This window comes from Bacillus sp. FSL R7-0672 (assembly GCF_038601465.1).
Taxonomy (GTDB): domain Bacteria; phylum Bacillota; class Bacilli; order Bacillales; family Bacillaceae; genus Bacillus; species Bacillus pumilus.
Map to the genome: position 1 here is coordinate 17,148 of NZ_CP152010.1, position 20,380 is coordinate 37,527.

The 20,380-nt window shown below is 43.3% G+C and carries 16 protein-coding genes, 3 tRNA genes, 2 rRNA genes, 1 other RNA gene and 1 other annotated feature; of the genes, 17 read left to right on the forward strand and 5 right to left on the reverse strand.

The genetic code is table 11. The features are described from left to right. Positions 1–101 precede the first annotated feature (101 nt). Positions 102–1,427 carry a D-alanyl-D-alanine carboxypeptidase family protein gene (locus MKY18_RS00075; protein ID WP_044140453.1) on the forward strand — a complete coding sequence of 442 codons (1,326 nt, stop codon included), beginning with the start codon at positions 102–104 and terminating at the stop codon, positions 1,425–1,427. 38 nt (positions 1,428–1,465) lie between these two features. On the opposite strand, the gene MKY18_RS00080 is transcribed toward MKY18_RS00075, so the two are convergent. Further along, entirely contained in the window at positions 1,466–2,944 is a 1,479-nt protein-coding gene (locus tag MKY18_RS00080) for a PLP-dependent aminotransferase family protein (RefSeq protein ID WP_342497656.1), read from the reverse strand. A 234-nt stretch (positions 2,945–3,178) separates the two neighbouring features. Between MKY18_RS00080 and pdxS the strand changes: the two genes are divergently transcribed. The 5 genes from pdxS (at position 3,179) to MKY18_RS00105 (ending at position 7,423) form a co-directional block, all read left to right on the forward strand. Then, a complete protein-coding gene (gene pdxS / locus MKY18_RS00085; RefSeq protein ID WP_044140451.1) occupies positions 3,179–4,063 on the forward strand; it encodes a pyridoxal 5'-phosphate synthase lyase subunit PdxS in 885 nt (294 codons plus the stop codon). Positions 4,064–4,083: 20 nt separating this feature from the next. Next, on the forward strand, positions 4,084–4,674 hold the full coding sequence (pdxT, locus tag MKY18_RS00090; protein ID WP_050945825.1) for a pyridoxal 5'-phosphate synthase glutaminase subunit PdxT: 591 nt from the start codon (positions 4,084–4,086) through the stop codon (positions 4,672–4,674). A 53-nt stretch (positions 4,675–4,727) separates the two neighbouring features. Then, positions 4,728–4,944 (forward strand) — a binding site (T-box leader). A gap of 49 nt (positions 4,945–4,993) precedes the next feature. Beyond that, the gene (gene serS, locus MKY18_RS00095) at positions 4,994–6,268 is read left to right on the forward strand and encodes a serine--tRNA ligase (protein ID WP_342497657.1); all 1,275 of its coding nucleotides are present in this window, start codon (positions 4,994–4,996) and stop codon (positions 6,266–6,268) included. Positions 6,269–6,370: 102 nt separating this feature from the next. Beyond that, positions 6,371–7,201 (forward strand): methyl-accepting chemotaxis protein, encoded by an 831-nt coding sequence (locus MKY18_RS00100; protein WP_003218096.1) that lies wholly within the window; start codon positions 6,371–6,373, stop codon positions 7,199–7,201. A gap of 129 nt (positions 7,202–7,330) precedes the next feature. Then, positions 7,331–7,423 (forward strand) — tRNA-Ser (locus MKY18_RS00105). Between the two features lie 88 nt (positions 7,424–7,511). On the opposite strand, the gene MKY18_RS00110 is transcribed toward MKY18_RS00105, so the two are convergent. The 4 genes from MKY18_RS00110 to MKY18_RS00125 form a co-directional block, all read right to left on the reverse strand. Continuing rightward, positions 7,512–8,171 (reverse strand): deoxynucleoside kinase, encoded by a 660-nt coding sequence (locus tag MKY18_RS00110; RefSeq protein WP_003218104.1) that lies wholly within the window; start codon positions 8,169–8,171, stop codon positions 7,512–7,514. Beyond that, on the reverse strand, positions 8,168–8,791 hold the full coding sequence (locus MKY18_RS00115; RefSeq protein WP_044140447.1) for a deoxynucleoside kinase: 624 nt from the start codon (positions 8,789–8,791) through the stop codon (positions 8,168–8,170). Before MKY18_RS00115 ends, MKY18_RS00110 begins: the two co-directional genes overlap by 4 nt. Positions 8,792–8,870: 79 nt before the next feature. Beyond that, entirely contained in the window at positions 8,871–10,172 is a 1,302-nt protein-coding gene (locus MKY18_RS00120) for a glycoside hydrolase family 18 protein (RefSeq protein ID WP_342497658.1), read from the reverse strand. 45 nt (positions 10,173–10,217) lie between these two features. Next, positions 10,218–10,772 carry an isochorismatase family cysteine hydrolase gene (locus MKY18_RS00125; protein ID WP_065097772.1) on the reverse strand — a complete coding sequence of 185 codons (555 nt, stop codon included), beginning with the start codon at positions 10,770–10,772 and terminating at the stop codon, positions 10,218–10,220. 79 nt (positions 10,773–10,851) lie between these two features. Here MKY18_RS00125 and tadA point away from each other — a divergent pair, with 79 nt between their 5' ends. From tadA to MKY18_RS00180, 11 genes are all read left to right on the forward strand, one after another. Continuing rightward, a complete protein-coding gene (tadA, locus tag MKY18_RS00130; RefSeq protein WP_044140444.1) occupies positions 10,852–11,328 on the forward strand; it encodes a tRNA adenosine(34) deaminase TadA in 477 nt (158 codons plus the stop codon). A gap of 76 nt (positions 11,329–11,404) precedes the next feature. Further along, positions 11,405–11,669, forward strand: an RNA gene (gene ffs / locus MKY18_RS00135) — signal recognition particle sRNA large type. A gap of 329 nt (positions 11,670–11,998) precedes the next feature. Beyond that, positions 11,999–13,711, forward strand: coding sequence for a DNA polymerase III subunit gamma/tau (gene dnaX / locus MKY18_RS00140; RefSeq protein WP_126741999.1), 1,713 nt, complete (start codon positions 11,999–12,001; stop codon positions 13,709–13,711). Between the two features lie 26 nt (positions 13,712–13,737). Then, positions 13,738–14,061, forward strand: coding sequence for a YbaB/EbfC family nucleoid-associated protein (locus MKY18_RS00145; protein WP_008342011.1), 324 nt, complete (start codon positions 13,738–13,740; stop codon positions 14,059–14,061). Between the two features lie 15 nt (positions 14,062–14,076). Continuing rightward, the gene (recR, locus tag MKY18_RS00150) at positions 14,077–14,673 is read left to right on the forward strand and encodes a recombination protein RecR (protein WP_003218094.1); all 597 of its coding nucleotides are present in this window, start codon (positions 14,077–14,079) and stop codon (positions 14,671–14,673) included. An 18-nt stretch (positions 14,674–14,691) separates the two neighbouring features. Then, on the forward strand, positions 14,692–14,916 hold the full coding sequence (locus MKY18_RS00155; RefSeq protein WP_003218088.1) for a YaaL family protein: 225 nt from the start codon (positions 14,692–14,694) through the stop codon (positions 14,914–14,916). 66 nt (positions 14,917–14,982) lie between these two features. Then, a complete protein-coding gene (locus MKY18_RS00160) occupies positions 14,983–15,246 on the forward strand; it encodes a pro-sigmaK processing inhibitor BofA family protein (protein ID WP_003218084.1) in 264 nt (87 codons plus the stop codon). 276 nt (positions 15,247–15,522) lie between these two features. Beyond that, positions 15,523–17,071 (forward strand): 16S ribosomal RNA (locus tag MKY18_RS00165). Positions 17,072–17,166: 95 nt separating this feature from the next. Further along, positions 17,167–17,243, forward strand: a tRNA-Ile gene (locus tag MKY18_RS00170). Between the two features lie 14 nt (positions 17,244–17,257). Continuing rightward, positions 17,258–17,333 (forward strand) — tRNA-Ala (locus tag MKY18_RS00175). 98 nt (positions 17,334–17,431) lie between these two features. Continuing rightward, positions 17,432–20,362: ribosomal RNA gene (locus tag MKY18_RS00180) — 23S ribosomal RNA — on the forward strand. Together the 16S and 23S rRNA genes with 2 tRNA genes alongside form the textbook arrangement of a ribosomal RNA operon. Positions 20,363–20,380 lie beyond the last annotated feature (18 nt).

Genomic DNA, 20,380 nt, shown 5'->3' on the forward strand with positions numbered 1-20,380 from the left:
CTTTATTGTGATAAAATTTATACTGTTGTGTTGAAATAAGCCCTTGTGGATTAAATATATATGAAATATGTCGAAAAAAGATGATAACGGAGGTATGACGATTGAACAGCAAGATATTGAAACAGCTTATGGTCTCTATCCTTGCACTGGCATTGATTGTGACAGCATTTACACCAATGTCCAAAGCAAAAGCAGCTGAAGATCCATTCAATGTGAATGCGAAAGCAGCGATCCTAATTGAAGCTTCTACAGGTAAGATTCTTTATAGTAAAAACGCAGAGCAAAGACTGCCTATTGCAAGTATGGCAAAGATGATGACAGAGTATCTATTACTAGAGGCGATTGCTGAAGGCAAAGTGAAATGGGATCAAACGTATACGCCAGATGATTATGTATACGAAATTTCTCAGGACCGCAGTTTATCAAACGTTCCTTTGAGAAAAGATGGCTCGTATACAGTGAAAGAACTTTATCAAGCAACGGCTATTTATTCCGCAAATGCAGCAGCAATTGGCTTAGCAGAAGTGATTGCTGGATCAGAATCGAAGTTCGTTGAAAAAATGAACGCAAAAGCGAAAGAATTAGGTTTAACAAACTACAAATTCGTGAATGCAACTGGACTAGAAAATAAAGACTTACATGGCAAACAGCCAAAAGGTACAGGTCCTGATGAAGAAAGTGAAGTATCTGCGAAAGATATGGCATTGCTTGCACAGCATCTTATCAAAGACCACCCAGAAATTCTTGAAACATCAAGTATTGCGAAAACAAAGTTCAGAGAAGGCACAGATGATGAAATGGACATGCCTAACTGGAACTTCATGCTTAAAGGACTTGTGAAGGAATATAAAGGTGTAGACGGTCTGAAAACAGGTTCTACAGATTCAGCTGGTTCTAGCTTCACAGGTACCGCTAAACAAGGTGACATGCGTGTCATCGCAGTGATCTTGAATGCAAAAGGTAATCTTCATACAGCACGTTTTGACGTGGCGAAAAAACTGTTCGATTATGCGTTTAAAAACTTCACGATGAAAGAAATGTACAAAAAAGGTCAACAGATCAAAGGACATGAAAACATCGAAGTCGACAAAGGCAAAGACAAAGAAGTACCTGTCGTTACGAAAGAAGCTTTCTCTGTGCCGGTAAAAAATGGCGACGAAAAGAGCTTTAAAGCAAAAGTAAATATCGAGAAAACGAAACTAGAAGCTCCTATAAAAAAAGGAACGAAGGTTGGCATGCTGACGACTTCTTATTCAGGTGATGAGAAGGACTACGGCTATTTGAATAAAGATCAATCAGGTGTTGAGCTTATAACGAAAACAGGCGATGAAAAAGCAAACTGGTTCATCCTTGCAATGCGTAGTGTAGGTGGATTCTTCGCTGGCATTTGGGGCGGAATCGTTGACACAGTTAAAGGTTGGTTCTAATAAAAAACTGCTCTCTATGCATGAGAGCAGTTTTTTTATTAAAAGAAAAGCGATTGTTTGTGATTTTGAGGAGTGGACAAGGCTTGCTGAAAAATATCACATAACTTTTCCACTCCCTCGGTCAGTGCCTTTTCATTCACATAAGAAAAGCTGAGGCGGATATAGTTTTGCTTCGGCTCTCCAGGATAGCACACAGAGCCAGGCAGAAAGGTGATTTGCTGCTTACGTGCCTCATGCAGAAGTGCACGTGTATCGACCCAGGAAGGAAAGCTAAGCCACAAATTGAGCCCACCCTGAGGAATTTGCCACGTCACATCTTTTGGTGCATGCTTCGTTAATACATTTATCATTAAATCACGTCTCACCATCAAGGCGGTTCTCAACTTTTTCGTATGATCAATCATTTTCTTTGAAGTCAGAAATGGCAGAATGGCTTTTTGTGTGAGAAGAGGGCTGCCTAAATCATTATTGGCCTTTGCAGCTAATAAACGATTAAATATCGAGCCTGAAGCAGTAATAATCCCAATTCTGCATCCTGGAGCAAGTGTTTTACTTAAACCTCGTAAATAAATGACGTGTCCATCATGATCCAGACTTTTGATAGGTGCTGGCGGCTTCTTTTCGAAATAAAGCTCACGATACGGATCATCCTCTACAATAAGACAATCAATACTTTGAGCCAGTAAGAGAAGTTGTTTTCTGCGTTTCATTGACATACTGGCACCTGTTGGACTGTGAAAAGTAGGAATCGTGTAGATGAGCTTTGGTTTATATTTATCACAAATGCTTTGAAGCTGCTTCATGTTCATTCCTTCATGATCAACCGGGACTGTAATAATTCTTGCCCCTCTCCCCATAAAGACATCAATGGCGCCTGGATAGGTCGGTGCTTCCATGACAACTACATCATCAGGACCGATAAACGCACGTGCGACCAGATCAAGCCCTTGCTGAGAACCACTAGTTACAAGGATATTCTCAGGAGTAGAAGGCACATCTAGCTTTTCTAAAAAAGACTGAATGACCTGCCGAAGCTGAAGATCCCCTTGAATTTCCCCATACTTTGACATGATTTGAGGATGTCTCGCTAGGACATGCTGCATTTCTTTTTCTAAATAACGGTTTGGCAAAAGCCCTGGATCGATCATAGAGGAAGAAAGGTTGATCGCTTCTTCGACATAGTGATACTGAGCAAATTGAGACCGTGGTAAATAATCCGGAATGGATAACTGCCAATCAAAAGAGGTAGATGATGGAACCGGAATCTCTGACTGCTTTTGCAACTCATCCACAAACGTTCCTTTTCCTTGCACAGTCGTTAAATATCCGTCGTCCTTCAGCCGAGTGTATGCCTTTGCTGCCGTGACAAGACTCACATTCAGCTGCTTTGCTAAATCACGTACAGTTGGCAGCTTATCTCCCTGCTGAAGCAAACCTGATTGGATATGATCAATGATTGAAAAGTAAATCTGATTTGAAAGCGATGTATCAGAATGTCGATGGATATCAATATGCATGAGATACCTCCATTGAGTGCAAAATTGTTATACATGAATTTGAATTGTTATAGTTGCATTATAGCATGTAATGACACCTCAAAGGAAAAATGACATATTTTCAGCAGGGATAAAAGGGTATAAGCTTATTTGTCGGCGGATTGAATTGTTATACTATTCTCTTTATTGTTATACTACCTCACTTGTATGATAAAGGGGTAAATCAATCGAATTGACAAATGGGAGGAAACTATTGTGAGCAATAAGGGAACTGAACGAGTGAAACGTGGAATGGCAGAAATGCAAAAGGGTGGCGTCATTATGGATGTCGTCAATGCTGAACAGGCAAAGATCGCAGAAGAAGCAGGTGCGGTGGCAGTTATGGCACTAGAACGCGTACCAGCTGATATCCGTGCAGCCGGCGGTGTTGCCCGTATGGCAGACCCAAGAATCGTAGAGGAAGTACAAAATGCAGTAACGATTCCAGTCATGGCAAAAGCACGTATCGGCCATATCGTCGAGGCTCGTGTTCTTGAAGCACTTGGTGTTGATTATATCGATGAGAGTGAAGTGCTGACGCCCGCAGATGAGGAATTCCATTTAAATAAAAATGAATACACAGTACCTTTTGTCTGTGGTTGCCGTGATTTAGGTGAAGCAACCCGCCGTATCGCAGAAGGCGCTTCTATGCTTCGCACAAAAGGAGAGCCTGGGACAGGCAACATTGTAGAAGCTGTCCGTCATATGAGAAAGGTCAATGCTCAGATTCGTAAAGTAGCAGCAATGAGTGAAGATGAACTGATGACAGAAGCGAAGAACCTGGGAGCACCGTATGATTTATTGCTTCAAATCAAAAAAGACGGCAAGCTCCCAGTTGTTAACTTTGCAGCGGGAGGCGTTGCGACACCAGCAGATGCTGCGTTAATGATGCAGCTTGGAGCAGACGGTGTATTTGTTGGATCTGGTATTTTTAAATCAGACAATCCAGCGAAATTTGCAAAAGCAATTGTTGAAGCAACGACTCACTTCACAGATTACCGTCTCATTGCAGAGCTTTCAAAAGAGCTTGGAACAGCCATGAAAGGAATTGAAATCTCAAATCTACTGCCAGAAGAGCGTATGCAAGAGCGTGGCTGGTAATTAAGGGAGCGCAAACGAACATGCTAACAATTGGTGTACTAGGGCTTCAAGGAGCCGTGAGAGAGCATATTCAATCGATTGAAGCTTGCGCTGCAGAAGGGAAGATCATCAAACGAGCAGAAGAGCTAGCATCTGTTGACGGTCTTATTATCCCTGGTGGAGAAAGCACGACGATGAGAAGACTCATGGATACGTACCAATTTATTGAACCGATCAAAGCGTTCGCTGCAGAAGGGAAACCGATTTTCGGGACTTGTGCCGGTTTGATTATGCTGGCAAAGCATATAGAAGATCGAGACGATGCTCATCTTGGACTGTTAAATGTATCTGTTGCACGGAATTCATTTGGCAGACAGGTAGACAGCTTTGAAGCAGATTTAGAAGTAAAAGGACTGGATGCGCCGTTTACAGGAGTGTTCATCCGTGCGCCTCATATCATCAGCGCAGATGAGAGCGTAGACATCATGGCTGAATATGATGGCAGGATTGTGATGGCGAAGGAAAACAATATCTTAGGCTGTTCTTTTCATCCAGAGCTGACAGACGACCACCGGTTAACACAACTGTTTGTTGAAATGGTGAAGTCCTATAAAACGAAGCTCGCTGTATAAAACGGTTGAAAAGAGATAAAACTTATAGTACATTAAAATCACAATCAAAGATCGAAAAAGCGTTGACGGGAAATAGTAAGAAGCCCCTCTTTCTCAGAGAGCCGATGGTTGGTGCGAATCGGTGAAAGATGCAGTCTGAATCCATCCTTGAGCGAAATGCTGAAACACGAGAAGTAAGCATTTACGGTGATACCGTTACAGAGGAAAGAGGAAAGCATGCTTCTGCATGTTTTCAATCAGGGTGGCAACGCGAGAGCTCTCGTCCCTTTCATGGGATGAGGGCTCTTTTTATTTTTCGATAAAAAAAGGAGTGTTACACATGCTGGATATTAAACAACTGCGCACGGACTTTGATCAAATCAAAGAAAAATTAGCACACCGAGGCGAAGATTTAGCAGATTTTGATAAGTTTGGTGAGCTGGATCAAAAAAGAAGAGAATTAATCGGAAAAACAGAAGAATTAAAGAGCCGAAGAAATGAAGTATCACAGCAAGTGGCTGTTCTAAAAAGAGAAAAGAAAGACGCCGATCACATTATTCAAGAAATGCGTGAGGTAGGAGATGAGATTAAGAAGCTGGATGATGAGCTAAGAACAGTAGAAGAAAGCTTGCAGCATATCCTATTCTCTATTCCGAATATCCCTCATGACACTGTACCCGTTGGGGAAACAGAAGATGACAACGTGGAAGTGAGAAAATGGGGCGAACAGCCGGCATTCTCATTTGAGCCAAAGCCACATTGGGACGTAGCGGATGAGTTAGATATTCTAGATTTTGAACGTGCAGGAAAAGTGACAGGAAGCCGTTTCGTTTTTTATAAAGGGCTTGGCGCACGCTTAGAGCGCGCACTATATAACTTTATGCTCGATTTGCACGTAGATGAGTTTGGTTTTACTGAAGTGCTTCCACCTTACATGGTCAATAGAGCAAGCATGACAGGGACTGGGCAACTTCCAAAATTCGAAGAGGATGCTTTTAAAATCCGTGAAGAAGATTATTTCCTCATTCCAACAGCTGAAGTACCTATTACTAACATGCACCGTGACGAAATAATTGAAGGGGAACAGCTGCCAATCAATTATGCAGCATTCAGTGCTTGCTTTAGATCAGAGGCTGGATCTGCCGGCAGAGATACACGCGGACTCATCCGTCAGCATCAATTTAATAAGGTAGAGCTTGTGAAATTTGTTAGACCTGAAGATTCTTATGAAGAATTAGAGAAACTAACAAATCAAGCAGAAAAAGTCCTACAGCTATTAAACCTGCCATACCGTGTCATGAGCATGTGTACGGGAGATTTAGGATTCACGGCTGCGAAAAAATACGATATCGAAGTATGGATTCCGAGCCAAGATACGTATCGTGAAATTTCTTCTTGCAGTAACTTTGAAGCATTCCAAGCAAGACGTGCAAACATTCGATTCCGTCCAGAGCCTAAAGCCAAGCCAGAGCATGTGCACACATTAAATGGATCTGGTTTAGCAGTAGGAAGAACCGTGGCGGCCATTTTAGAAAACTATCAACAAGAGGACGGCACTGTGATCATTCCTGAAGTACTGCGTCCTTATATGGGAAATAAAGAAGTAATGAAATAAGATGCCGCTATGGCATCTTATTTCTTTTTACCAAAAGTCCTACAGTTTTCCTAAATTTAGCCGATAGAAATACTAAAAGCTTCTAGGAAAGAAGGAATAACCTTGAATAGGCTTGACTATTATGTTGAAATGGCTCAATTAATTAGAAAAGTTCTAGATGAAAGTATCCTTTTCGGCATCACTGATACAGAGAAGGTGCTTTGTTACTATCCGTCTAAAACAATAGATTTTGGCATGAAGGTTGGGGACCCATTGAACCCAGAAGACCAAAACGTGGCGACGACATTAAGAGGACAAGAATATGACGGTCATTTACCAGAGTCTTTATATGGTTATGAAATTGCAGTAAAAGGTTACCCGATTTTTGATGAAAATAGAAAAGTAATTGGCTCTTTTTTAGTGGCTTTTTCACATCATCGTGAAAAGAAATTAAGCGGTTATATGGAGCATATCAATGATGTAGCGAAAGAACTTCAAAGTGGAATTGAGCAAATTGCTGCGCATTCACAAGAGCTGGCTGCCACAAGTTTAGAAATAAGCGAACAGGCAGGAAGAGCGGAAGAGAAATCTGCAAATATTGAAGAAGTCGTCAAAACCATTGGCGGGATTGCTAGACAAACCAACTTGCTAGGGCTAAATGCTGCAATTGAAGCAGCAAGAGCAGGAGAGAATGGAAAAGGGTTTGCTGTCGTGGCTGATGAAGTTCGTAAATTATCAGATGGATCAAAGGAAGCGGCTGAAACCATTAATACCTTCTTAAAAGAGATCCAAGACAGCATTGGCACTTTGTCTGAAAACATCTCACAAATCAGCAGTTCAACAAATGAACAAGCAAAACAAGTGACAGACTTTACGAAAATTATTGAATCATTAAATGAGTTTAAAGAAGAGATGAATCATTTTATTGAAGAGATTAGACAGGATACAAAATAGATCAAGAGCAGCCGTCGATGGCTGCTTTTTTATGGGCAGATTCTCATACCAAAATAACTTATTGAAATTTTTTTCGAAAAGATGTTGACTTGAAATAAAACGATATGGTATATTAATTCTTGTCGATACGGAGGAATACCCAAGTCCGGCTGAAGGGATCGGTCTTGAAAACCGACAGGGGTGTCAAAGCCCGCGGGGGTTCGAATCCCTCTTCCTCCGCCATATTGATTTTTTACCTTAGTTGAATTGAAACGCAAGCATAAAAATTGGAATTGTCAAACCGCTGCATTCGCGAAATGCAGCGGTTTTTTTATTTTGTTTTAGAGCGATTTTTTTGAATAACAGAAGCTATTTCATGAAGAATGGGATCAAGTGAGCTTTCATCATGAAGTAAGTCATAATCTTCAATGTTAATTTTAATCACTGGACATAAATCGAATTGTTCGATCCATTCCGTGTATCGCGTGTACATTTCTTCCCAATAGGCTCGATCCGTTTGAGTTTCCATCTCTCTGCCGCGTTCCTCAATACGATGTAAAATATGATCTAAATCCCCGTGTAAGTAGATGAGAACATCAGGGTGAGGGAAGTAAGGTGTCATCACCATCGCCTCGAATAGACTCGTATACGTTTCATAATCTACTTCAGACATCGTACCTTTGTCCGCATGCATTTTTGCGAAAATGCCTGTGTCCTCATAAATTGAACGATCTTGCACATATCCTCCACCAGATTCAAAAATCCGTTTTTGCTCCTTAAAACGCTCAGCTAGGAAATAGACCTGTAAATGGAAGCTCCATCTTTGGAAATCTGAATAAAAGGGCTCTAAGTATGGGTTATCATCTACTTTTTCAAGAGAGGTTTGAAAGCCAAGCTTGTCCGCTATTGTTTTAGTCATAGTTGATTTTCCGACACCAACAGTCCCGGCGATTGTGATCACTGCATCCTTTGGTATTTCGATATTGTTCATAGCACTTGCTCCTTTATGTTCTGTACAATTTGCTGGTAATCTTGCTGTGAGGAAACGAAGTCTGTATGATCTCCTTCAATTGTAATGATAGGAAGCCCTGGGTCAGTCTGTTTTAAATGCTCAATGGCCAGCTCATAATCTTCAATGAGTGTTTTTAAATAAGCCGGGTCAATGTCTTCTTCAAAAGAGCGTCCTCTCATCTGTATTCTTTCAAGTAAGGTAGGAAGGCTGGCTTTTATATAGATGATGGCATTTGGTTTAGGAAGATCATCTGTTAGCAGGTGATAGATCTTTCTGTATTTGTCCATGTGCTTTTTTGATAATGTTCTTTCTGCAAATATCATATTTTTATAGACATGATAATCAGTGACAATCGGCTGCTGTTGATTCACATAGTTTTCTTGAATAGATTCTAATTGTTTGAACCGATTGCATAAAAAGAACATCTCAAGCTGAAAGCTCCATTGTTCCATATCTTCATAAAATTTATCTAAGAATGGATTTTCTTCTACAATCTCTTTTACTAAAGGAAATTGAAATTCCTTCGCAAGCATTGTAGCCAAAGTTGTTTTTCCGGCTCCAATTGGGCCTTCCACTGCAATAAAAGGGGCAGGATACATAGGCGTTCTCCTCTATCTATAAAGTTGTCAAACCAATGTATATTGTACCATACCCCTTCCGAGAGATAGAGCGAACGGATTACGATGTCGTTCTTTTTTCAATATTAAATTGATCGGATAATAAGAGCCAATTTTGAGGGAAGGATAGACCTAATTTCCAATAAGCAATTCCGTTCAAGTTTAACTCTTTGATGAGGTTGAACTTTGCTTGAATTGATCTAGCATCTTCGAACCATACCTCGTGCTCTTTATTATTGGCATCTGTATAACGAAAATAAGGTGCTTGTGCTGTTTTGTCATATAGAATGGAGGCATTATTACTTCTAGCAATTGCAATCGCTTGTTGGGGACTGACAGCTTTAGCAATAGGGCCGCCTTGAACGTAAGGTAGCGTCCAATCATAGCCGTATAAGTTCTGGCCCATAACAATTTTATTGGCTGGCATAACGGTCAGTGCATATTCAATGACTTGGCGGACAGGTCCAATGGGAGAGACTGCTTGCGCAGGGCCGCCGCTGTATCCCCATTCGTAGGTCATTAATACAACATGATCGACGATCTTCCCAATGGCTTCATAGTCATGAGCTTCATACCATTTTCCCTTTTGCTGACTACTTGTTTTAGGGGCAAGCGCAACAGATATTGTCCATCCTTCTTGATGGAAGCGGGTTGTTGCCTCTCTTAAAAATTGAATGTAAGCATCTTTATCAGCGGGACGTAAATATTCAAAATCAAAATGGATTTCTTTTAATTGATACTTTTTTGCAACACGAACGATTTCATTTAAAAATGTGGCTTTGACAGATTGGTTATTCAAAAGAATTCGCCCAAGTTCATCACTGAATTTATCATTCTCTAGGTTAGTCACCACCATGGATAAAACGGTTCTGCTCTGAGCGGCTATTTGAGGTAGCTGATCTAACGGTGGTTCTTTCAGTGTTCCATCTCTTTGCGCTTGAAAACTAAAGGCGCCTAAATGCGTTAAATATGGAGAGGCCTCTCTAGCTGCTTGTTTTAAGTTTTCACTGACTTGATTTCCCCGTGGTTCAATGTAAGCATTCGAATTAATGTTCCTCTTAGGTCTTTGAGGAATATAGAGCAAGAAGCGAATAGGAAGTATCGCTTCAGGCCGTATTCTATTCACACGTGCCAACTCTTCCACTGAAATTCGAAATCGTCTTCCAATTTGATAAAGTGTGTCATTTTGTTTGACCTCATAAAATTGTCCTCTAATTGGAATGACAATTGTTTGTCCAATGACGAGTTGATTTGGTGTTTCAATATCGTTGGTACGGATGATTTCATTGACTGTTGTTTTAAAACGCATGGCAATTTCGTTTAAAGTATCTCCTCTTTTGACAACATAAATTTGAATAGTCAACGCCCCCTTTGTTATTGCTAACAATTTATGAGGGTTATGGATAAATCATGTTTGATTTTCATTCGTGATCTCTTTAGCAGTGGTGATTTTTGCTAGTAGAACGTTCTCCATCATCGTTAAAGCGTATTCGTTGTCTCTGTCGTCATTTGATGCGATACAATCTTTAGGTACAATTAAGTTGTATTCTCGCATGTATGCGTCATTTGCAGTGAACAGAACGCAAATGTTTCCTGCAATTCCGGTCAAAATGATGTCTTGCACACCTAATTCATTTAAGAGTGTCTCTAATGCAGTTCCATAGAAGGCAGAATGCTTCGGTTTAATTAAGAAGTAATCATCTTTAGATGGTGCCATTTTCTCTAAAATAGGGGCGCTTCTTTCATTTTTACATGTTTCCATCACAGCTTGAATATCAGCCTTCCAGAGACCATAGTGGTCGTTGATATAGATAATCGGCCAATTTTCCTTGAAAGCATGATCTTTAAGAGCTAAAATCTTATTGGTCATTTGCTCTGTTTTATCAGCGAGCACATGTCCCATTTCAAAATCAAAATTATTAATCATGTCGATAATAAGCAGTGCCTTTTGGTGCTTTGACAAAGTAAGACCCCCTTTAAAAGATTGTGCTAATATGTTAACCTCAATATCCTTTTAAAAAACATGAAAAGAGAGCCGTGCTATGACGAGAGATGAACAGTTTATGCAAGAAGCTATTTCTGAAGCCTTAAAAGCAGAACAAATAGGAGAAGTACCAATCGGTGCCATCATCGTTGTTGATGACCAAATTGTGAGCCGAGCTCATAATTTAAGGGAAACAGAGCAGCGTTCAATTGCACATGCAGAATTACTTGCCATTGATGAAGCGTGTAAAACGGCTGGAAGCTGGCGTTTAGAGGATGCTGTACTTTATGTGACACTTGAACCATGTCCTATGTGTGCGGGAGCGATTGTCCTTTCTAGAGTGAAAAAGGTCGTTTTCGGTGCATACGATCCAAAAGGTGGATGTGCAGGTACTTTAATGAATTTACTGGATGATGAACGGTTCAATCATCAGTCTGAAGTCATTGGTGGTGTACTTGAAAATGAGTGTGGTGAGCTGTTAAGTCAGTTCTTCCGAAATCTCCGTCAGCGAAAGAAACAAGCCAAAAGTAAATGAATGGATGTCGTTTGCAATTTCGGCTATAAGAAGGTATACTTATGTCTGCGTCACTAACAATTTAATATTCATTTTGCCGTGCTAAGCGGGGAGGTAGCGGTGCCCTGTACTCGCAATCCGCTCTAGCGAGGCCGAATCCCTTCTCAAGGTTCGTTTACTTCAAGGTCTGCCTTAAATAAGTGGTGTTGACGTCTGGGTCCTGCGCAATGGGAATTCATGAACCATGTCAGGTCCGGAAGGAAGCAGCATTAAGTGAAACCTCTCATGTGCCGCAGGGTTGCCTGGGCCGAGCTAACTGTTTAAGTAACGCTTGGGGTAGCGAATCGACAGAGGGTGCACGGTAAATCAATATTAAATGTAACTCATCTAGTTAATCTAGGTGAGTTTTTTGTTGCTGTTTAAAGAATAGCTCAGCTACTTTGTTTATACAAATAGCCAAAAAATCTTTTTAGAGTCTTTTGTTTTTTCATTAATCATGATGAGAACTAGTGTTCTTTACGGTGTGGCAGATCAATTCGAAAATCTAGAAAAAAGGTTTTTGATTCATAGAAAGTAGAAAATCTATAGTTGAAATCATCATTTTCGTTTATTAGAAAATAAAGGTGTGCTTTTGAATTGATCGGTGCATCATGTATAATAAAAAAGATGAAAAATGGAGGAGGGCGTATTTGTGAGTTATCAAGCTTTGTATCGAGTGTTCAGACCTCAAGTTTTTGAGGATGTTGTTGGACAAGAACACATCACAAAAACGTTGCAAAATGCCCTTTTGCAGAAGAAGTTTTCTCATGCTTACTTATTTTCAGGTCCTAGAGGAACAGGTAAAACAAGTGCTGCTAAAATCTTTGCGAAGGCAGTGAACTGTGAAAAGTCACCTGTGAGTGAACCTTGTAATGAATGTGATGCCTGTAAAGGGATTACTAACGGCTCGATTTCAGATGTGATCGAAATAGATGCTGCCTCAAACAACGGGGTAGATGAAATCCGTGATATACGTGATAAAGTGAAATTTGCTCCTTCGGCGGTTACATATAAGGTTTATATTATAGATGAAGTACATATGCTCTCTATCGGGGCGTTTAATGCCCTCCTTAAAACGTTAGAGGAGCCGCCCGCTCATTGTATCTTTATTTTGGCTACCACAGAGCCTCATAAGATTCCTCTTACCATCATATCTCGTTGCCAGAGATTTGATTTTAAACGAATCACAACAAAAGATATTGTTGGAAGAATGCAGAAAATTGTAGATGCAGAAAGCCTAAATGTACAAGAGGGCTCGCTCGAGATTATCGCTAGTGCAGCTGATGGCGGTATGCGTGATGCACTAAGCCTCTTAGATCAAGCAATTTCATTTAGTGGTGAGCAACTGACAATTGATGATGCGCTGCTCATTACAGGAGCTGTTTCTCAGCAATTCATTAGTCAGCTAGCCGAAGCAATTTTTGATCAAAATATTGCTGTGGCGTTAGATACCTTAAATGAATTACTTCAGCAGGGGAAAGATGCTGCTAAATTAATAGAGGACATGATTTTTTACTTTAGAGATATGCTGCTTTATAAAACTGCACCAGATCTGGAAGGGGTCCTTGAAAAGGTAAAGGTCGATGAAAATTTCGTGACGCTTTCGGATCGTGTGACACCTCAATTTCTATATGAAACAATTGAAGTGCTGAATAAAAGTCACCAAGAAATGAAATGGACGAATCATCCAAGGATTTTCTTTGAGGTAGCTGTTGTCAAGCTATGTCAGTCAACGGCTGGAATACCACAAGCTCATGCTAACGCTGATTTAACGGCGCTAACGGATAAAATAGACAGGTTGGAACAGGAGCTATCTAGGATAAAAGCTGAGGGTGTGCCAATGTCTCATTCTCATCATCCTCAAGAAAAAAAGGAAGCACCTCGACCACAAACGAGTAACAAAAATGGATACCGTGCACCTGTCGGTCGAATTCACGAGATTCTAAAAGAGGCAAAACGTCCAGAGCTAGAAAAAATTAAAGGTAAATGGGGAGAACTCCTTGCCCACTTGAAACAGCAGAATAAGGTGTCTCACGCTGCACTATTAACGGATAGTGAACCAGTTGCTGCTGCTACTCATGCCTTTGTTTTAAAATTCAAGTTTGAAATACATTGTAAAATGGTTGCTGAAGATAAAAGTGGTGTTCGAACCAACCTTGAGCAGCTACTAGAGTCTATGTTAGGGAAAAGAGTGGAATTAGTTGGCGTTCCTGACGCTCAATGGGGTAAAATAAGAGAAGAATTTTTAAGAGATCATCAGCCAGATGAACAGGCAGATGGTCAGGGGACTCCTGCTGAAGAGGATCCATTGATTGCAGAAGCAAAGAAGTTAGTAGGAACCGATTTAATTGAAATTAAAGATTAATAAAAATGAAAGAGAGTGGTGTTCATATGCGTGGTGGAATGGGAAATATGCAAAAAATGATGAAACAAATGCAAAAAATGCAAAAGGATATGGCTAAGGCTCAAGAAGAGCTTGCAGAAAAAGTCCTTGAAGGTACAGCTGGTGGCGGTATGGTCACTGTAAAAGTAAATGGACAAAAAGAAGTTGTCGATGTAGCAATCAATGAAGAAGTTGTTGATCCAGAAGATATCGATATGCTTCAAGATCTTGTACTTGCAGCGACAAACGATGCATTGAAAAAAGTTGATGAGTTAACAAATGAAACAATGGGTCAATTCACAAAAGGAATGAACATGCCAGGTTTATTCTAGGAGGAATAACTGAAGATGCAATATCCTGAACCAATATCAAAGCTGATTGACAGCTTTATGAAATTGCCAGGAATCGGACCGAAAACTGCGGTCCGTCTGGCTTTTTTTGTTCTTAGTATGCAGGAAGATGTCGTACTAGATTTCGCGAAGGCGCTTGTTAACGCAAAGCGTAATTTAACTTATTGCTCGGTATGCGGCCATATCACAGATCAAGATCCTTGCTATATTTGTGAAGATACAAGAAGAGATCAATCTGTTATCTGTGTAGTACAAGATCCAAAAGATGTGATCGCGATGGAAAAGATGAAAGAATACAACGGCTTATATCATGTACTTCATGGTGCTATTTCGCCAATGGATGGCATTGGTCCAGAGGATATTAAAATTCCTGATCTGTTAAAAAGATTGCAAGACGATCAAGTGACAGAGGTAATCCTTGCAACGAATCCAAACATTGAAGGAGAGGCTACAGCCATGTATATCTCTAGATTGTTGAAACCATCAGGAATTAAACTCTCTCGTATTGCTCACGGACTACCAGTAGGTGGAGACTTAGAGTATGCGGATGAAGTCACACTGTCTAAAGCTCTAGAGGGCAGACGTGAGATGTAGGAAGGAGAAGTACAGTACATGGGTTTTCTTCGCAGAAAATCAATTCGAAAAGAATTCGATGAGAAATTAATTCAACAGCTTTTTAAGCAAAAGGAAGAATGGAACAGACAAAAAAAGCTTGTCGCAAATAGCGTTGAGCCTTCACCGGACATTCTATTCGAATTAAAGCTTGCTCAAGCGAAGTACTTTTTCTATCTAAGAGAAGCGAAAAAGAGGAATTTACGTTTAAACAACTGGAGATAGCAGGTCTATTTTACATAGTCCTCTCATATGCTTGTACTATTCATATGAAGAGGAGATGAGAGGATTATGGAACCTGTTATTGTGATCGGGTCAATTTTGCTTGCTGTACTATTGTTGTTTATGTCAGGTGTTCAAGCGAACCCCATCAAATGGTTAGGGCTGATCGGAATAAAGTTTGTGGCAGGTGCTCTTTTTTTATTTTGCCTCAATCTATTTGGTGAGAGTCTAGGATTACATGTCTCTATTAACCCTGTAACAAGTGGAATCAGTGGTTTATTGGGCATCCCAGGCGTAGCAGCTTTAGTCGTAATTGAAAAATTTATTATTTAATGAAAAATATTGTTGACTTTGATTCTGTATGGTGGTAAATTAATATACGTCGCTGATGACGAAGAAACGAAAAAACATGATAACAAAAAAGTTGTTGACATTAACAATTTAAATGTGGTATGATGTTCTAGTCGCTTCTGAAGCGGTAAACAAGTTCTTTGAAAACTAAACAAGACAAAACGTACCTGTTAATTCGAGTTTTTATAAAAAAATCCTATGAAACATCATAGGTAGTCAGTCAAACGCTGACGAAAAACAAAACTTCGGTTTTGTACTTTTTCGGAGAGTTTGATCCTGGCTCAGGACGAACGCTGGCGGCGTGCCTAATACATGCAAGTCGAGCGAACAGAAGGGAGCTTGCTCCCGGATGTTAGCGGCGGACGGGTGAGTAACACGTGGGTAACCTGCCTGTAAGACTGGGATAACTCCGGGAAACCGGAGCTAATACCGGATAGTTCCTTGAACCGCATGGTTCAAGGATGAAAGACGGTTTCGGCTGTCACTTACAGATGGACCCGCGGCGCATTAGCTAGTTGGTGGGGTAATGGCTCACCAAGGCGACGATGCGTAGCCGACCTGAGAGGGTGATCGGCCACACTGGGACTGAGACACGGCCCAGACTCCTACGGGAGGCAGCAGTAGGGAATCTTCCGCAATGGACGAAAGTCTGACGGAGCAACGCCGCGTGAGTGATGAAGGTTTTCGGATCGTAAAGCTCTGTTGTTAGGGAAGAACAAGTGCGAGAGTAACTGCTCGCACCTTGACGGTACCTAACCAGAAAGCCACGGCTAACTACGTGCCAGCAGCCGCGGTAATACGTAGGTGGCAAGCGTTGTCCGGAATTATTGGGCGTAAAGGGCTCGCAGGCGGTTTCTTAAGTCTGATGTGAAAGCCCCCGGCTCAACCGGGGAGGGTCATTGGAAACTGGGAAACTTGAGTGCAGAAGAGGAGAGTGGAATTCCACGTGTAGCGGTGAAATGCGTAGAGATGTGGAGGAACACCAGTGGCGAAGGCGACTCTCTGGTCTGTAACTGACGCTGAGGAGCGAAAGCGTGGGGAGCGAACAGGATTAGATACCCTGGTAGTCCACGCCGTAAACGATGAGTGCTAAGTGTTAGGGGGTTTCCGCCCCTTAGTGCTGCAGCTAACGCATTAAGCACTCCGCCTGGGGAGTACGGTCGCAAGACTGAAACTCAAAGGAATTGACGGGGGCCCGCACAAGCGGTGGAGCATGTGGTTTAATTCGAAGCAACGCGAAGAACCTTACCAGGTCTTGACATCCTCTGACAACCCTAGAGATAGGGCTTTCCCTTCGGGGACAGAGTGACAGGTGGTGCATGGTTGTCGTCAGCTCGTGTCGTGAGATGTTGGGTTAAGTCCCGCAACGAGCGCAACCCTTGATCTTAGTTGCCAGCATTTAGTTGGGCACTCTAAGGTGACTGCCGGTGACAAACCGGAGGAAGGTGGGGATGACGTCAAATCATCATGCCCCTTATGACCTGGGCTACACACGTGCTACAATGGACAGAACAAAGGGCTGCGAGACCGCAAGGTTTAGCCAATCCCATAAATCTGTTCTCAGTTCGGATCGCAGTCTGCAACTCGACTGCGTGAAGCTGGAATCGCTAGTAATCGCGGATCAGCATGCCGCGGTGAATACGTTCCCGGGCCTTGTACACACCGCCCGTCACACCACGAGAGTTTGCAACACCCGAAGTCGGTGAGGTAACCTTTATGGAGCCAGCCGCCGAAGGTGGGGCAGATGATTGGGGTGAAGTCGTAACAAGGTAGCCGTATCGGAAGGTGCGGCTGGATCACCTCCTTTCTAAGGATATATGGAGCAGCGTGCGTTTTCGTCTTGTTTAGTTTTGAAGGAACTTGCAAAAGATCCTACAACATCATATCTTCGATATGAAAGATGGGCCTGTAGCTCAGCTGGTTAGAGCGCACGCCTGATAAGCGTGAGGTCGGTGGTTCGAGTCCACTCAGGCCCACCATCTTCTATTAAATCGGGGCCTTAGCTCAGCTGGGAGAGCGCCTGCCTTGCACGCAGGAGGTCAGCGGTTCGATCCCGCTAGGCTCCACCAACGTGTTCTTTGAAAACTAGATAACAATAAGTAATACATTCACATTGAATGCAATGCAAAGTTCATCACACATAGTGATTCTTTCTAAAGTAAGAAATGGTTAAGTTAGAAAGGGCGCACGGTGGATGCCTTGGCACTAGGAGCCGATGAAGGACGGGACGAACACCGATATGCTTCGGGGAGCTGTAAGCAAGCTTTGATCCGGAGATTTCCGAATGGGGAAACCCACTGCTCGTAATGGAGTAGTATCCATACTTGAATACATAGAGTATGAGAAGGCATACCCGGGGAACTGAAACATCTAAGTACCCGGAGGAAGAGAAAGCAAATGCGATTCCCTGAGTAGCGGCGAGCGAAACGGGAACAGCCCAAACCAAGAGGCTTGCCTCTTGGGGTTGTAGGACACTCTATACGGAGTTACAAAGGAACGATATAAGCGAAGAGGTCTGGAAAGGCCCGCCAAAGAAGGTAACAGCCCTGTAACTGAAATGTTGTTCTCTCCAGAGTGGATCCTGAGTACGGCGGAACACGTGAAATTCCGTCGGAATCCGGGAGGACCATCTCCCAAGGCTAAATACTCCCTAGTGACCGATAGTGAACCAGTACCGTGAGGGAAAGGTGAAAAGCACCCCGGAAGGGGAGTGAAATAGATCCTGAAACCGTGTGCCTACAAGTAGTCAGAGCCCGTTAAAGGGTGATGGCGTGCCTTTTGTAGAATGAACCGGCGAGTTACGATCCCGTGCAAGGTTAAGCAGAAGATGCGGAGCCGCAGCGAAAGCGAGTCTGAATAGGGCGCATGAGTACGTGGTCGTAGACCCGAAACCAGGTGATCTACCCATGTCCAGGGTGAAGTTCAGGTAACACTGAATGGAGGCCCGAACCCACGCACGTTGAAAAGTGCGGGGATGAGGTGTGGGTAGGGGTGAAATGCCAATCGAACCTGGAGATAGCTGGTTCTCTCCGAAATAGCTTTAGGGCTAGCCTCAAGGTAAGAGTCTCGGAGGTAGAGCACTGATTGGACTAGGGGCCCCTACCGGGTTACCGAATTCAGTCAAACTCCGAATGCCGATGACTTATCCTTGGGAGTCAGACTGCGAGTGATAAGATCCGTAGTCGAAAGGGAAACAGCCCAGACCGCCAGCTAAGGTCCCAAAGTATACGTTAAGTGGAAAAGGATGTGGAGTTGCTTAGACAACCAGGATGTTGGCTTAGAAGCAGCCACCATTTAAAGAGTGCGTAATAGCTCACTGGTCGAGTGACTCTGCGCCGAAAATGTACCGGGGCTAAACGTATCACCGAAGCTGCGGACTGTTCTTACGAACAGTGGTAGGAGAGCGTTCTAAGTGCTGTGAAGTCAGACCGGAAGGACTGGTGGAGCGCTTAGAAGTGAGAATGCCGGTATGAGTAGCGAAAGACGGGTGAGAATCCCGTCCACCGAATGCCTAAGGTTTCCTGAGGAAGGCTCGTCCGCTCAGGGTTAGTCGGGACCTAAGCCGAGGCCGAAAGGCGTAGGCGATGGACAACAGGTTGATATTCCTGTACCACCTCCTCACCATTTGAGCAATGGGGGGACGCAGGAGGATAGGGTAAGCGCGGTATTGGATATCCGCGTCCAAGCAGTTAGGCTGGGAAATAGGCAAATCCGTTTCCCGTGAAGGCTGAGCTGTGATGGCGAGCGAAATTTAGTAGCGAAGTTCCTGATTCCACACTGCCAAGAAAAGCCTCTAGCGAGGTGAGAGGTGCCCGTACCGCAAACCGACACAGGTAGGCGAGGAGAGAATCCTAAGGTGATCGAGAGAACTCTCGTTAAGGAACTCGGCAAAATGACCCCGTAACTTCGGGAGAAGGGGTGCTTCTTAGGGTGTTAAAGCCCCGAGAAGCCGCAGTGAATAGGCCCAGGCGACTGTTTAGCAAAAACACAGGTCTCTGCGAAGCCGTAAGGCGAAGTATAGGGGCTGACGCCTGCCCGGTGCTGGAAGGTTAAGAGGAGCGCTTAGCGTAAGCGAAGGTGCGAATTGAAGCCCCAGTAAACGGCGGCCGTAACTATAACGGTCCTAAGGTAGCGAAATTCCTTGTCGGGTAAGTTCCGACCCGCACGAAAGGCGCAACGATCTGGGCACTGTCTCAACGAGAGACTCGGTGAAATTATAGTACCTGTGAAGATGCAGGTTACCCGCGACAGGACGGAAAGACCCCGTGGAGCTTTACTGCAGCCTGATATTGAATGTTGGTACAGCTTGTACAGGATAGGTAGGAGCCTTGGAAACCGGAGCGCTAGCTTCGGTGGAGGCATCGGTGGGATACTACCCTGGCTGTATTGACCTTCTAACCCGCTGCCCTTATCGGGCAGGGAGACAGTGTCAGGTGGGCAGTTTGACTGGGGCGGTCGCCTCCTAAAATGTAACGGAGGCGCCCAAAGGTTCCCTCAGAATGGTTGGAAATCATTCGCAGAGTGTAAAGGCACAAGGGAGCTTGACTGCGAGACCTACAAGTCGAGCAGGGACGAAAGTCGGGCTTAGTGATCCGGTGGTTCCGCATGGAAGGGCCATCGCTCAACGGATAAAAGCTACCCCGGGGATAACAGGCTTATCTCCCCCAAGAGTCCACATCGACGGGGAGGTTTGGCACCTCGATGTCGGCTCATCGCATCCTGGGGCTGTAGTCGGTCCCAAGGGTTGGGCTGTTCGCCCATTAAAGCGGTACGCGAGCTGGGTTCAGAACGTCGTGAGACAGTTCGGTCCCTATCCGTCGCGGGCGCAGGAAATTTGAGAGGAGCTGTCCTTAGTACGAGAGGACCGGGATGGACGCACCGCTGGTGTACCAGTTGTTCTGCCAAGGGCATCGCTGGGTAGCTATGTGCGGACGGGATAAGTGCTGAAAGCATCTAAGCATGAAGCCCCCCTCAAGATGAGATTTCCCATTCCGCAAGGAAGTAAGATCCCTGAAAGATGATCAGGTTGATAGGTCTGAGGTGGAAGCGTGGTGACACGTGGAGCTGACAGATACTAATAGATCGAGGACTTAACCTATATTCTAATGTGAAGCTT

Bases quoted from the DNA above. Each gene is read 5' to 3' on its own strand.
- MKY18_RS00080 (WP_342497656.1), bottom strand. From the start codon at position 2,944: ATGCATATTGATATCCATCGACATTCTGATACATCGCTTTCAAATCAG.
- pdxT (WP_050945825.1), top strand. From the start codon at position 4,084: ATGCTAACAATTGGTGTACTAGGGCTTCAAGGAGCCGTGAGAGAGCAT.
- serS (WP_342497657.1), top strand. From the start codon at position 4,994: ATGCTGGATATTAAACAACTGCGCACGGACTTTGATCAAATCAAAGAA.
- MKY18_RS00110 (WP_003218104.1), bottom strand. From the start codon at position 8,171: ATGAACAATATCGAAATACCAAAGGATGCAGTGATCACAATCGCCGGG.
- MKY18_RS00115 (WP_044140447.1), bottom strand. From the start codon at position 8,791: ATGTATCCTGCCCCTTTTATTGCAGTGGAAGGCCCAATTGGAGCCGGA.
- tadA (WP_044140444.1), top strand. From the start codon at position 10,852: ATGACGAGAGATGAACAGTTTATGCAAGAAGCTATTTCTGAAGCCTTA.
- MKY18_RS00145 (WP_008342011.1), top strand. From the start codon at position 13,738: ATGCGTGGTGGAATGGGAAATATGCAAAAAATGATGAAACAAATGCAA.
- recR (WP_003218094.1), top strand. From the start codon at position 14,077: ATGCAATATCCTGAACCAATATCAAAGCTGATTGACAGCTTTATGAAA.
- MKY18_RS00155 (WP_003218088.1), top strand. From the start codon at position 14,692: ATGGGTTTTCTTCGCAGAAAATCAATTCGAAAAGAATTCGATGAGAAA.
- MKY18_RS00160 (WP_003218084.1), top strand. From the start codon at position 14,983: ATGGAACCTGTTATTGTGATCGGGTCAATTTTGCTTGCTGTACTATTG.